The following is a 12,513-nucleotide window of genomic DNA, read 5'->3' on the forward strand; positions in this document are numbered from 1 at the left end:
GGCGGGGCCGCGGTGGTCGCAGTACGGCCGGGCGCACATACGCCCGGCCGATGTCCACGGCCGGGCCGCACGGTCCGGGGCGGGCCCGGACGAGAGGTCCTACTCGCCCTTCGCCGGTTCGGCCGGGGCCCGGGACGCGGTGCCCGCCGTCGCGGCCGGCGCCGGGGCCTCCTCGAAGTCCACCCGGTTCATATGGCGGTTCATCGACTTCATCAGCAGCCAGACGCCGGCCGCCATCACCGCGAAGACGATGAATCCGAGGACGCCGGGCGTCACCTTGTTCTCGTCGAGCTCCTTGGCGAGGGGGACGAGGTGCGTCATCGCCAGGCCTGTGCTGCTCATCGGTCGCTCCTTGTGTGGATGTACCGACCATACCCGGGCGTCCGCGACGCCCTCTCCCGGCCCACCCGGGGCCGGGAGAGGGAGTGGTGGGGGCCGGGAACGGCCGGGTCAGGCCTGCTCGCGGACTCCGGCGAACAGGTCGTCCTCGGGCAGGGAGGTGTCGACGAGAGACTTGGCGAGCTCGTACTCCTCGGTCGGCCACACCTCCTTCTGGATCTCCATCGGAACGTGGAACCAGCCGCCGTCGGGGTCGATCTGGGTGGCGTGCGCGATCAGCGCCCGGTCGCGGGTCTCGAAGAAGTCGGCGCACGGCACGAACGTGGTGAGGGTCCGCTCGGCGCGCTGGAACGTCTTCCAGCGCTCCAGCCACTCGCCGTACGGGGACTCCAGGCCGCGCTCGAGCAGGGCCTCGTGGAGGGCGACGGTGCGAGGGCGGTTGAAGCCCTGGTTGTAGTACACCTTCCGCGCCTGCCAGGCCTGGCCGTACTCGGACTCGGGGTACTTCTCGGTGTCGGCCGCGCCCTCGAAGGCCACCATCGTGATCTTGTGGGTCATGATGTGGTCCGGGTGCGGGTAACCGCCGTTCTCGTCGTACGTGGTGATGACCTGCGGACGGAAGGAGCGGATCTTCCGCACCAGTTCGCCCGCCGCCTTGTCGACGTCCTCCAGCGCGAAGCAGCCCTCGGGCAGCGGGGGCAGCGGGTCGCCCTCCGGCAGGCCGGAGTCGACGAAGCCGAGCCACTCCTGCTTCACGCCCAGGATCCCGCGCGCTTCGTCCATTTCCTTGCGCCGTACCTCGTGGATGTTCTCCTCGATGTACCGGTTGCCCTGGAGCTTGGGGTTGAGGATGGAGCCGCGCTCGCCTCCCGTGCAGGTCACGACCAGCACGTCCACCCCCTCGGACACGTACTTGGCCATCGTGGCAGCGCCCTTGCTCGACTCGTCGTCGGGGTGGGCGTGGACGGCCATCAGTCGCAGCTGCTCAGTCAAGACTCGATCCTCGGTGATGTGTCGCATCGGACGGCTTCTATAGTGACGGAAACCGGGGGGCGAAAATTCCGGCGTCTTTCGGGAATGAGAGGACGATCATGGGCGCGGTGCGCGAAGGGCTTCCCGAGGGCCGTTACGGGCGCTCGGCTGACGAGCGCGCCGACCGCAAGCTCAAGATCATCGGCGCGGTGCTCGGCACCGGCTTCCTCGCCATGATCGCCTGGTTCGGCTACGACTACGTGAGCGGTCAGCGGATCAGCGCCGAGGTCATCAAGTTCGACGTCACCGCGGAGGACCGGGTCCAGGTTCATCTGGAGGTCCGCAAGGACGGCGACGCCCAGGGCTACTGCACCCTGCGCTCGCGGGCCGAGGACGGTTCCGAGGTCGGCCGTCGGGACGTCCGCTTCGACATGCGCGAGACGCGGGTGGACCGGGTCGTCACCGTGCGTACGACGGCGCGGGCGACGAGTGCCGAGCTCGCGGGCTGCACCGCGGACGACGGGCCGAAGGGCTGACGTTTTCCCGGTCGCCTCTGCACTGACCTGCGCGGACGCATTTTTGATGGCTTTCGGTCCTCCCCCTTTTCGTCGCCAATTGTTAGGCTCGTGGTTTCGCCCACTCGTGGAGGTACATCCTTCTGGGTAGGGCGATGCTTTGTATCCCCAGTACCTACGAGGAGCACCTGTGACCCAGACCAGCGAAGACGTCACCTGGCTCACCCAGGAGGCGTACAACCAGCTCAAGGCCGAGCTGGAGCACCTGTCTGGTCCCGCGCGCGTCGAGATCGCGAAGAAGATCGAAGCGGCCCGCGAGGAGGGCGACCTGCGGGAGAACGGCGGGTACCACGCGGCCAAGGAGGAGCAGGGCAAGCAGGAGCTCCGTGTGCGCCAGCTGACCCAGCTCCTGGAGAAGGCCAAGGTCGGCGAGGCCCCGGCGGACAACGGCACGGTGGCTCCCGGCATGGTCGTGACGGTCGCCTTCGACGGCGACGAGAGCGACACCGAGACCTTCCTGCTCGCCTCCCGCGAGTACGCGTCGGGCGACATCTCGACCTACTCGCCGCAGTCCCCGCTCGGCTCGGGCGTGAACGGCAAGAAGGTCGGCCAGGACGCGGAGTACGAGCTTCCCAACGGCAGGACGGCCATGGTGAGGATCCTCGAGGCCAAGCCGTACCAGGGCTGAGCCGCGCCGCGCCGGCAGGCCCCCGCGCGCCAGAAGGCCCCGGCAGCGATCCGACGCTGCCGGGGCCTTCCGCCGTCCGCAGGGACGGTACGGGGCGGGTTCGTGCGGTACGAGGCGGGGCCGCGGGGGTCAGACCGCCGAGCGGTACTTGCGCACCGCGAGGGTGCGGAAGACCGCCAGGATCAGCACCGACCAGATCACCGACGCCAGCACCGGGTGCTGCATGGGCCAGGCGTCCGGCGCCTCGAAGCCGGGCGGCAGATTGCCGAACAGCTCGCGGCACGCCTGCACCGTCGCGCTGAACGGGTTCCACTCGGCGATCGTCCGCAGGAAGCCCGGCATGTTGTTGGCGTCCACGAAGGCGTTCGAGATGAACGTCAGCGGGAACAGCCAGATCAGTCCGCCGGAAGTGGCGGCCTCGGGCGTGCGGACCGACAGGCCGATCAGCGCGCCGATCCACGAGAAGGCGTAGCCGAGCAGGAGCAGCAGCAGGAAGCCGAGCAGCACCTTGCCGAGGTTCTCGTGGGTCCGCCAGCCGACGAGCAGCGCCACGACGGCGAGGACGACGAGCGTCAGCGCCGTCTGAACCAGGTCGGCGAGGGTGCGACCGGTGAGGACCGCGCCCCGGGCCATCGGCAGCGAGCGGAAGCGGTCGATGAGGCCCTTGTGCATGTCGTCGGCGATGCCCGCACCGGCACCCGCGGTCGCGAACGTGACGGTCTGCGCGAAGATGCCCGCCATCAGGAACTCGCGGTAGGCCTGGGTCGAGGTGGACGCACCGACCTGGATGGAACCGCCGAACACGTACGTGAAGAGCACCACGAACATGATCGGCTGGACCATTCCGAAGATGATCATCTCCGGGATCCGGGTCATGCGGATGAGATTGCGCTTGGCGACGACGAGCGAGTCGTTCACCGACTGCACGATGCCGCCGCGCGGGCGGGGTGCCGCGACGCGGTCCGCCGCTTCCTGGACGGTGGTCACTTCACGGCCTCCTTCCCGGCCTTGCGGTCCTTGCCCTGCCGGGCGGCCGGCACCGCGCCGCCGTCCTCGGCGCCCTGCTCGGCGTGGCGGCCGGTCAGGGAGATGAAGACATCGTCGAGGGTCGGGCGGCGCAGACCGATGTCGTCGATCTCGATGCCGGCGGCGTCCAGTTCGCGGATCACCTCGGCGAGCAGCTTGGCCCCGCCGGTCACCGGGACCGTGAGCCTGCGGGTGTGCTCCTCGACCGCGATGTCGCCTGCGGCCGCTCCTTCCGCGCCGAAGCGGCGGAGGATGCCGCGGGCCGGGGCGATCTCGTCGGGCCGGTGGACGACGACCTCGACGCGCTCGCCACCGGTACGGGCCTTGAGCTGGTCCGCGGTGCCCCGGGCGATGACCTTGCCGTGGTCGACGACGCAGATGTCGTCGGCCAGATGGTCGGCCTCCTCCAGGTACTGCGTGGTCAGCAGCAGGGTCGTACCGCCGCCGACGAGCTCCTTGATGACCTCCCACAGGGCCTGCCGGTTGCGGGGGTCGAGACCGGTCGTGGGCTCGTCCATGAACATCACGGGCGGTGAGACGACGAGCGCGGCGGCGAGGTCGAGGCGCCGGCGCATGCCGCCGGAGTAGGTCTTGGCGGGGCGGTCGGCGGCGTCGGCGAGGTTGAAGCGCTCCAGCAGCTCGTCCGCCCTGGCCTTCGCGGCCCTGGCTTTCATCTGGTAGAGCCGGCCGACCATCTGCAGGTTCTCGCGGCCGGTCAGGTACTCGTCGACCGCGGCGAACTGCCCGGAGAGCCCGATCGACCGCCGGACTTCGTTGGGGTTCTGGAGGACGTCGACGCCCGCCACGACGGCCCTGCCGCTGTCGGGGCGGAGCAGGGTGGTCAGGACGCGCACGGCGGTGGTCTTGCCCGCGCCGTTCGGGCCGAGGAGCCCGAGGACGGTGCCCTCGGGAACATCGAGATCAACTCCGTCCAGAGCCCTTACCTCGCCGAAGGTCTTGACCAGACCCTCGGCGTAAATGGCGCCTGGCATGTAGGTACTCCCAGTCAGGTGGTGGCGGTGGTGCTTACCGTTCGCTCACTTCAGGCGATTGCTGCGCAAGCTTAGATTTCGCCAACCGCCGGCGCAGGCGAATTTACGGCCCGGGCCGAACCGTAACGCGATACATCGCGACCCACAACCCTCGCGGCACCCGGCCCCGTCGCGGGAACCCGTCGCGCCTGCGCCCGCGCGTCGCCGGACGGCCGCCGGGCGGGCGCGCAACGGCACGGCCGCGTACACGGCCGCCGGTCAGCCGGGCCGCGTGGTAGCCCGCCGCCGGTCAGCCGGCCGCGTGGTAGCCCGCATCCCGGAGTGCCGCAGCGACCTCCGCACAGTGCTCCGGCCCCTTCGTCTCCAGATGGAGCTCCACCTCGACCTCCGTCAGACCGAGCCGGGGATCCGTCCGCACGTGTCCCACGTCCAGAACGTTCGCATCCGCCACCGACAACACCCCCAGCAGCGTCGCCAGCGCCCCCGGCCGGTCCGGCAGGGGGAGCCGCAGCGACAGGTAGCGGCCCGCGGCGGCCATTCCGTGGCGCAGGACGCGCTGCATCAGCAGCGGGTCCACGTTGCCGCCCGACAGCACCGCCACCACCGGCCCCTCGAACACCTCCGGGTCGGTCAGCAGCGCGGCGACGGGACTCGCACCCGCCGGCTCGACCACCAGCTTCGCCCGCTCCAGACACAGCAGGAGCGCCGAGGCGAGCGCGTCCTCGGAGACCGTGCGCACGTCGTCGACCAGCTCCTCGACGAGCGCGAACGGGACGTCCCCCGGCCGCCCCACCTTGATGCCGTCCGCCATCGTCACCGGGGACTCGACCGACACCGGACGCCCCGCGGCGAGCGACGGCGGGTACGCCGCCGACCCCTCCGCCTGGACCCCGATCAGCTTCACATCGGGCCGCAGCGCCTTCACCGCCACCGCGATACCCGCGACGAGACCGCCGCCGCCGACCCCGACGACGATCGTCCGCACCTCCGGGCACTGCTCGAGGATCTCCAGCCCCACCGTGCCCTGCCCGGCGATGATGTCCGGGTGGTCGAAGGGATGGATGAAGACGGCACCGGTTTCGTGCGCGTACTCCTGCGCCGCGGCCAGTGTCTCGTCGACGACATGGCCATGCAGCCTCACATCGGCGCCGTAGTCACGGGTCGCGGCGACCTTCGGCAGCGGAGCCCCCTTCGGCATGAAGACCGTGGAGTGCACACCGAGCAGCGAGGAGGCGAGCGCGACGCCCTGCGCATGGTTGCCCGCCGACGCCGCGACGACGCCGGCCGCCCGCTCCTCGGGGCGCAGCCCCGAGATCCGCACATAAGCGCCGCGCAGCTTGAACGACCCCGTCCGCTGGAGGTTCTCGCACTTCAGGTGCACCGGAGCCCCGACCAGGCCCGACAGGTGGCGGCTGCCTTCCATCGGCGTCAGCCGCGCGACGCCGGAGAGCATCTTCTGGGCACCCCGCACGTCGTCGAGGATGACCGGGTGAAAGGGGCCAGTGGTACGGAAGCTCATGACAGCAAGTCTCGCAGCTCAGCGGCGCGACGGCCGCCCCGGGAATCCGGGCGTCCACAGGTTTCCCCAGGGCCGGTACGCACCCGCCCGGCTGCGCGTACTCTGTCCCCCACCAACCGACCACCGCACGAGAGAGCCCCCCGTAGCCATGCCCACATCTCAGGACATGACGACTGATCTTGACGCCGGTCTCCTCGACGCCCTCCAGCACCAGGTGGCCGTCTTCGCGCGCAGAGCCGAGCAGACGCGGCTGGGCGGCGTCGGCCAGGTCCGCAACTCGATGGACCGCGCCGCCTATCTCCTGCTCAACCGGCTCGACCAGGAAGGCCCGATGGGCGTCAAGGCCCTCGCGGCGGGCATGGGCATCGACTCCTCGACCGTCACCCGCCAGGTCGCGCCGCTCGTCGACACCGGCCTGGTGAAGCGCACGTCCCACCCGGAGGACGGCCGCGCCGTCGTGCTGCAGCTGTCTCCCCGCGGCCTGGCCCGCCTGGAGGAGGTCCGCTCCTCGCGCCGCGAACTCATGGCCAAGGTGACCGGCGGCTGGACTCCGGAGGAGCGGGAATCGTTCTGCACCCTGCTCACCCGTTTCAACTCGGCGCTCTCCGCCCGGCAGGCCGGGCTGCCCGCCGAGGCGACGGAGGCGTCCCCGACCTCTTGACCGGGACCGCCGCCTGCCCTGATATGAGGACGTGCGCGAGAGTCGGCAGTCCACACTCGCCGGCCGCGGCGCCCGCGAGTTCGAGGCATTCGTCGCGGGCGCCGGCGGCCGGCTGCTGCACGTCGCGGCCCTGCTGACCGCCGAGCCCTCCGGCCGGTGCCTCCGGGCACAGCGGCTGCTGCTCGACGCTCTGGCCCACATGTACGCGGAGTGGGACCGGCTGCGGGACGAGGATCCGTACGACCGCACCCGCCAGGAACTCGTCACCCGCTTCGCACGCAGCGCCTGGCGCCTGCACCGGCGCTCCCGCGTCCGGGACACCGGGGCGGAGCGCGGGGTGCTCGCCCGGCTCGGTCCGCAGGAGCGGCTCGTCGTGGTGCTGCGGCTGTACGAAGGCGTGCCCGAGGAACAGACGGCCGCGCTGCTGGGACTGCCGGTGGAGCGGGTCAGGACGATCGGCGCCCGCGCGGTGTCCCTGCTGCACAGCACCCGCCCGCCGCGGCTGCGCGCACCGAGCCGGACCGGCGACCGGGCGGACGCCCGATGAGCGGCCCGGAACGCAGGGAGGAGGAGGTGCGGCGGATGCTGGACGCGCCGCACCCGCTCGTACCGGCCGATCTGCACGTCCGGGCGGCGCACCGCGGCGCCCGGCTGCGCCGCCGACGCCGCACGCTCCACCACGTGGGGTGCGTACTGCTGCTGGTGGCGATCGCCTTCGCAATGTGGGCGGTGGCCGTCGAGCCGTGGGTTGTACCGCCCTCGGCGACGACCCCGGAGATCGAGGGGTGGTGAGGGCCTCGCCGTCCGGATCTATCCTGGAACCAGCGGCGCAACGCCTCAGCACCAGGAGGTCGCCATGACCAGGAAAGTTGCCGACTGCCGCAAGTTCCCCAGCGAGACGCAGTGCACCCTCACCATCTCGGGCGAGGAGGACGAGGTCCTGCGAGCCGCCACGGACCACGCCGTCTCCGTCCACGGTCACACCGAGTCGCCCGAACTCCGCGAGCAGATACGCGGAATGCTCGAGGACGAGAAGGTCAGCGCCTGACCCGTAGTCAGATCACTCGCGCAGCGGGACGGATCACGCGCACAAAAGGCCGACCGGGCACACGGGCCCCGGGCGCACGAGCCGGGACGTTCACCGCCGGCCGGGCAGGGGGCCGCGCGCCCGGCAGCGCGGGGGAGCACATGTCTCCAGGACTCCCCGGCCGGACCCGCGGCACGTCCGTCACCGGCCCAGTGCCTGCTGGAGGTCAGCCAGCAGATCGTCCGCCGACTCGATGCCCACCGACAGCCGCACCAGGTCCGCCGGGACCTCCAGCGCGGAGCCGGCGACGCTGGCGTGCGTCATCCTGCCCGGGTGCTCGATCAGCGACTCGACACCGCCCAGGGACTCACCGAGGGTGAACAGCCGGGCACGGTCGCAGACCTCGACGGCCGCCTCCTCGCCGCCCCGGACCTGGAACGAGACCATCCCGCCGAAGTTCTTCATCTGCTTCGCCGCGATCTCGTGCCCCGGGTGCTCCTCCAGACCCGGGTACAGCACCCGCGTCACCCTCGGGTGGCCGCTGAGCATCTCCGCGACCCGCGCCGCGTTCTCGCTGTGGCGGTCCATGCGCACCGCGAGCGTCTTGATGCCCCGCAGCACGATCCACGAGTCGAAGGGCCCGGCCACCGCGCCCATCGCGTTCTGGTGGTACGCCAGTTCCTCGGCGAGACCGGCGTCGGCCGTGACCAGCGCCCCGCCGACCACGTCCGAGTGACCGCCCATGTACTTGGTGAGCGAGTGCACGACCACGTCCGCACCGAGTGCGAGGGGCTGTTGCAGGTACGGGCTGGCGAAGGTGTTGTCCACGACGAGCTTCGCCCCGGCCGTGCGGGCGATGTCCGCGACGGCGGCGATGTCGGTGATGCCGAGCAGCGGGTTGGACGGGGTCTCGACCCAGATCACCTTCGTACGGTCGGTGAGGGCGGCCCGCACCGACGCGGGGTCGGAGGTGTCCGCCACCGAGTACTCCACGCCCCAGCGCTGCACCACCTTGGCGAACAGCCGGAACGTTCCGCCGTAGGCGTCGTTCGGGATCACCACGTGGTCGCCGGGCACCAGCAGCGCGCGCAGCAGGCAGTCCTCCGCGGCGAGCCCGGAGGCGAACGCCAGGCCACGGCTGCCGCCCTCCAGCGCCGCGAGGTTCTCCTCCAGCGCCGTACGGGTCGGGTTGGCGCTGCGGCTGTACTCGTAACCGCCCCGCAGCCCGCCCACACCGTCCTGCTTGTAGGTGGACACCTGGTAGATCGGCGGGACGACCGCCCCGGTCAGCGGGTCGGCGGTGTTGCCCGCGTGGATGGCGAGGGTCTCGAAACTGTGGTGGTCACTCATGCGACCCGAGGGTAGTCCCCCCGTCGGGCACCGGGGGCTCCCCGGCCGGTTCCCATCGCTCGGCCGTCCGGGACAATGGCCCCATGGAGATTCTCTGGTTCCTGATCGCGCTGGGTCTGCTGGCCGCCGCGATCGGCCCGTTCGTGATGCGCCGCCGCCACGCCGTACGACAGGTCGCCCCCGGTTCACCGGACGCCGCCGACCCCGCCACCTACGGATTCGTGCGCCAGGAGGAACTCGACCTGCGGCTGCCCGGGCCCGACCAGGACCTCCTCGACGTACTCGACCTGGTGCAGCGCACCCAGGACTGGCGGGCCGCGTCCCAGCTGCTCGCGGGCACCGATAAGGAGGGCGAGCAGCGCTGGCAGCGGGTGCAGGCGTTCGCGGGCGCCGCTTCGCTTGAGCTCCAGCACCAGCCCGGGACCGGCGGATCGTGGCTGCGCGCCTGGCGCGCGGAGTCGCCGAAGGACGCGGGCGGCGCCGCCGTCCACGCGGAGTTCCTGGTGCAGCAGGCCTGGCGGTCCTCCGGCGGAGCCGGCAGCGACGACTTCCGAATCATCCTGGAGGAGGCCCGCTCGGTGTGCGGGGAGGCCGCCCTGCTCGCGCCGGGCGACCCCGTCCCGTACATCACCGAGTTGGCCGTGGCCCGAGGGCTCGGCTACTCCCACGAGCAGTTCGACCAGGTGTGGGCCAAGGTGATCGACCGCGCGCCCGCGCACATGGGCGCCCACCTCGCGGCCCTGCACTACTGGTGCGAGAAGTGGCACGGCTCGCGGGAGGAGGCCGACCACTTCGCGACCACCTCGGCCGCCCGCGCGCCCCAGGGCTCGCTGCTGTCAGCCCTGCCGCTGTTCGCCGTGTACGAGCACCTGCCCGAGGTCAACCTGGTCTCCGGCTTCTACCAGAGCGCGGTCGTCACCAAGGCCGTGGAGGGTGCTCTGCACGCCGCGCACCACGCGCCGGCGAACGACCCGGTCCTCCCGCACGTCCGCCATCTGCTGATCTTCTTCCTGGTCAGGTCCGAGCGCTGGACCGAGGCCATGCACCAGCTGGTCTGCGTCGACGGCCACGTCGGCGCGCTGCCCTGGACCCACGGCAGCGACCCGGCCGGTGAGTACACGGTCTACCGGGCGCTCGCGGTCGCGGGCTACGAGGCGAACGGCGGCAGCCCCGCGACGCTGCCGCACTGACGGCACGGAACTGCCACTCGGCCGGCCGCTCCGGGCCCGGGGGCCAGGGGCCCCATTGCGGGGCCACGCAAAAGGCAACGGGGAATCCCGCGGGCCCGGAATGCGTTCTGGGGGGTGCAACCACTCCCGGAGGAGATGCGCATGTTCCTGAACCGCCGCGTCCCTGAGCTGCCCAACCCCGCCCAGGCCCTGCGCGGTCGCGAAACCCCCGAGTTCGACGTCCCCGCCCGCCACACCGTCCTCGGCAACCCGCTCCTCGGCCCCTACCCCGAGGGCCTGGCGGTCGCCGACTTCGGTCTGGGCTGCTTCTGGGGCGCCGAGCGCACGTTCTGGCGGATCGGGGGCGTGTGGACCACGCTCGTCGGCTACCAGGGCGGCTACACCCCGAACCCGACGTACGAAGAGGTCTGCTCGGGCCTCACCGGCCACACCGAGGCCGTCCGCGTCGTGTACGACCCGTCGGTCGTCTCCTACGAGCAGCTGCTGAAGGTCTTCTGGGAGGCCCACGACCCGACCCAGGGCTTCCGCCAGGGCAACGACGTGGGCACCCAGTACCGCTCGGCGATCCACACCCACACACCGGCCCAGGCCGAGACCGCGGAGGCATCCCGCGTCGCGTACCAGAAGGTGCTGACGGGCGCGGGCCACGGCACGATCACGACGGAGATCCTGCCCGCGGAGGGCCGGGCCTTCTACCCGGCCGAGGGATACCACCAGCAGTACCTCGACAAGAACCCGGCGGGCTACTGCGGTATCGGAGGGACGGGCGTGTCCTGCCCGATCGGTGTGGCTCCGGCACACGACAAGTGAGTCATGACCTCGCTCCCGAGCTGTGGCGGGACCGGCGGCCTTCGGGTCCGCCGGTCGCCGACACGTTCCGCAGCACATACCCGGACTGCCGGGTGCGTTTCCACAGCCTGCCCGGCTCGAAGCGCCACCCCGAGTCCGAGGACGAGTACGCGATCGCCCTGGACCGGTACAACACGATCCTCGACGAGTCGTTCACGGGCCTGGACGTGTTCGTGGTGACCATGGACTGGTCGACCACGCCGACCGGGCCCGCCGGCCTCCCCAGCCCTCGGGAGTCCTTGCACCGCGGCGGCGTTCACTGGTGGACCGAGGTGGACCGGGAGGACCCCGACCCGGACCGGCAGTACCTCGACAAGAACCCGGCGGGCTGCTGCGGTATCCGAGGGACGGGTGTCGAGTTGAGTGCCCCCTCTGCGACCGACTGGGGGCGGTCGTGCCCGACCGGCCTCGCCTCGGCGCCTCCAGCCGACGACCCTGACCAGCAAGGAGCCACGGCCACCGTACGATCACGGCCATGATCCGACCAATCTCCGGGCCACCCTCGGCACGGCACCTCATCTGCTCCCTGGCAGCCGTGGTCCTGATAACCGTCGGCTGGTACGCCGCACAGCCTGTATACACGGACTGCGTGTTCTTCGGAGGGCCGGACTACTCCTACGACGACGCGGTTGCCGACGGGCAGTGCCCGCCTTCCCAAATGCGTTGGGAGACCTGGATCAGCTAGGCGGTCTCCGGCATCAGAATCGCGCCCATGGGAGTAGCCATGACCACCTCCGCCGCTGGGCAACCGCTCATCCCCCGGCCGCCTGCCACGGTTGCCGCGCTGCGGCAGGCCGTGAGACAGATCGCGCCCGCCGCGCTCCCGGCCTTCACCCGCGAGCTGGACCAGGCCGCCGACCAGTCCAGGCAGGGTTCGGATCTGGCCCCGCTCCAGCGGTTCATCACCCAGTGGGCCGTCTACGTCCACATCCAACGTCAGCCCGGCCTCGCCGCCGACCTCCGGCGATGGGAGGACATGGCCGAGACGGGCGACGCGGCTCAGGCGCGACGGGCGGCATCCGAAATCGGCGTCATCCTGGACGAAGCACACGCGGTCATCGGTCTCCCGGCCCGGCGAGCGGGGGCCGGCGCTGGGAGTACGACCCCGATCACGACCATGTGACGGGCGGCATTCCTGATCATGTGGTGGCGGAAGTGGAACGTCTGGTCGGCCAGCTTGTCGAACTCGCCGATACGGGCATCGACGTCAGCGGCCTCGGCAATGGACCGAGGCCGGGCGGACTGCGCCGAATGGACGCGGCCGGCGGCTGGTTCTACTCCCTGGTGGCGCCGCGTGACCCGCTGATCATCGTGGTCCGTATCGTGCCGCCGTTCGCCGCGCTGTAGGCGGACGCGCGGCCGGGCACTCCACTCACCGGCAGATC

General features: G+C 71.2%; 18 protein-coding genes. 12 read left to right on the plus strand and 6 right to left on the minus strand.

Annotation, left to right across the window (positions count from 1 at the left end):
- Window positions 1–99: 99 nt before the first annotated feature.
- Window positions 100–342: a hypothetical protein gene (locus FEF34_RS13890; protein ID WP_138053476.1), complete on the minus strand. Its 243-nt coding sequence runs from the start codon at window positions 340–342 to the stop codon at window positions 100–102.
- Window positions 343–450: 108 nt separating this feature from the next.
- Complete coding sequence (gene mca, locus FEF34_RS13895) at window positions 451–1,332, minus strand: mycothiol conjugate amidase Mca (protein WP_138053477.1); 882 nt, start codon at window positions 1,330–1,332, stop codon at window positions 451–453.
- 98 nt (window positions 1,333–1,430) lie between these two features.
- Between mca and FEF34_RS13900 the strand changes: the two genes are divergently transcribed.
- Window positions 1,431–1,847 (plus strand): DUF4307 domain-containing protein, encoded by a 417-nt coding sequence (locus tag FEF34_RS13900; RefSeq protein WP_138053478.1) that lies wholly within the window; start codon window positions 1,431–1,433, stop codon window positions 1,845–1,847.
- A gap of 169 nt (window positions 1,848–2,016) precedes the next feature.
- Window positions 2,017–2,514: a transcription elongation factor GreA gene (gene greA / locus FEF34_RS13905; RefSeq protein ID WP_138053479.1), complete on the plus strand. Its 498-nt coding sequence runs from the start codon at window positions 2,017–2,019 to the stop codon at window positions 2,512–2,514.
- A gap of 129 nt (window positions 2,515–2,643) precedes the next feature.
- Here greA and FEF34_RS13910 read toward each other — a convergent pair whose 3' ends face one another.
- The 3 genes from FEF34_RS13910 to ilvA form a co-directional block, all read right to left on the minus strand.
- The gene (locus tag FEF34_RS13910; RefSeq protein WP_138053480.1) at window positions 2,644–3,501 is read right to left on the minus strand and encodes an ABC transporter permease; all 858 of its coding nucleotides are present in this window, start codon (window positions 3,499–3,501) and stop codon (window positions 2,644–2,646) included.
- Entirely contained in the window at window positions 3,498–4,532 is a 1,035-nt protein-coding gene (locus FEF34_RS13915; RefSeq protein WP_138053481.1) for an ATP-binding cassette domain-containing protein, read from the minus strand. Before FEF34_RS13915 ends, FEF34_RS13910 begins: the two co-directional genes overlap by 4 nt.
- Window positions 4,533–4,821: 289 nt before the next feature.
- Window positions 4,822–6,051: a threonine ammonia-lyase gene (gene ilvA / locus FEF34_RS13920; protein ID WP_138053482.1), complete on the minus strand. Its 1,230-nt coding sequence runs from the start codon at window positions 6,049–6,051 to the stop codon at window positions 4,822–4,824.
- A gap of 148 nt (window positions 6,052–6,199) precedes the next feature.
- Here ilvA and FEF34_RS13925 point away from each other — a divergent pair, with 148 nt between their 5' ends.
- From FEF34_RS13925 to FEF34_RS13935, 4 genes are all read left to right on the plus strand, one after another.
- Window positions 6,200–6,712, plus strand: coding sequence for a MarR family winged helix-turn-helix transcriptional regulator (locus tag FEF34_RS13925; protein WP_171052948.1), 513 nt, complete (start codon window positions 6,200–6,202; stop codon window positions 6,710–6,712).
- A gap of 31 nt (window positions 6,713–6,743) precedes the next feature.
- Window positions 6,744–7,259, plus strand: coding sequence for a sigma factor-like helix-turn-helix DNA-binding protein (locus FEF34_RS13930; RefSeq protein WP_171052949.1), 516 nt, complete (start codon window positions 6,744–6,746; stop codon window positions 7,257–7,259).
- A complete protein-coding gene (locus tag FEF34_RS41235; protein WP_171052950.1) occupies window positions 7,256–7,504 on the plus strand; it encodes a hypothetical protein in 249 nt (82 codons plus the stop codon). Before FEF34_RS13930 ends, FEF34_RS41235 begins: the two co-directional genes overlap by 4 nt.
- 64 nt (window positions 7,505–7,568) lie before the next feature.
- Window positions 7,569–7,760, plus strand: a complete 192-nt coding sequence (locus FEF34_RS13935; RefSeq protein ID WP_138053484.1) for a DUF1059 domain-containing protein — start codon at window positions 7,569–7,571, stop codon at window positions 7,758–7,760.
- A gap of 180 nt (window positions 7,761–7,940) precedes the next feature.
- Here FEF34_RS13935 and FEF34_RS13940 read toward each other — a convergent pair whose 3' ends face one another.
- On the minus strand, window positions 7,941–9,089 hold the full coding sequence (locus FEF34_RS13940) for a cystathionine gamma-synthase (protein WP_138053485.1): 1,149 nt from the start codon (window positions 9,087–9,089) through the stop codon (window positions 7,941–7,943).
- Between the two features lie 83 nt (window positions 9,090–9,172).
- Here FEF34_RS13940 and FEF34_RS13945 point away from each other — a divergent pair, with 83 nt between their 5' ends.
- The 6 genes from FEF34_RS13945 to FEF34_RS13970 all read left to right on the plus strand — a co-directional run bounded on the left by FEF34_RS13945 (window position 9,173) and on the right by FEF34_RS13970 (window position 12,475).
- Window positions 9,173–10,279, plus strand: coding sequence for a hypothetical protein (locus tag FEF34_RS13945; protein WP_138053486.1), 1,107 nt, complete (start codon window positions 9,173–9,175; stop codon window positions 10,277–10,279).
- A 141-nt stretch (window positions 10,280–10,420) separates the two neighbouring features.
- Entirely contained in the window at window positions 10,421–11,089 is a 669-nt protein-coding gene (gene msrA / locus FEF34_RS13950; protein ID WP_138053487.1) for a peptide-methionine (S)-S-oxide reductase MsrA, read from the plus strand.
- Window positions 11,086–11,607, plus strand: a complete 522-nt coding sequence (locus FEF34_RS44210) for a DUF3885 domain-containing protein (RefSeq protein ID WP_407698279.1) — start codon at window positions 11,086–11,088, stop codon at window positions 11,605–11,607. The genes msrA and FEF34_RS44210 overlap by 4 nt, the downstream gene beginning before the upstream one ends.
- On the plus strand, window positions 11,604–11,813 hold the full coding sequence (locus FEF34_RS13960) for a hypothetical protein (RefSeq protein WP_138053488.1): 210 nt from the start codon (window positions 11,604–11,606) through the stop codon (window positions 11,811–11,813). The genes FEF34_RS44210 and FEF34_RS13960 overlap by 4 nt, the downstream gene beginning before the upstream one ends.
- Before the next feature lie 39 nt (window positions 11,814–11,852).
- Window positions 11,853–12,251, plus strand: coding sequence for a DUF6247 family protein (locus FEF34_RS13965; protein ID WP_138053489.1), 399 nt, complete (start codon window positions 11,853–11,855; stop codon window positions 12,249–12,251).
- 32 nt (window positions 12,252–12,283) lie between these two features.
- The gene (locus FEF34_RS13970) at window positions 12,284–12,475 is read left to right on the plus strand and encodes a hypothetical protein (RefSeq protein WP_325063631.1); all 192 of its coding nucleotides are present in this window, start codon (window positions 12,284–12,286) and stop codon (window positions 12,473–12,475) included.
- Window positions 12,476–12,513 lie beyond the last annotated feature (38 nt).

The sequence above is a fragment of the Streptomyces marianii genome (assembly GCF_005795905.1).
GTDB classification, from domain to species: Bacteria; Actinomycetota; Actinomycetes; order Streptomycetales; family Streptomycetaceae; genus Streptomyces; species Streptomyces marianii.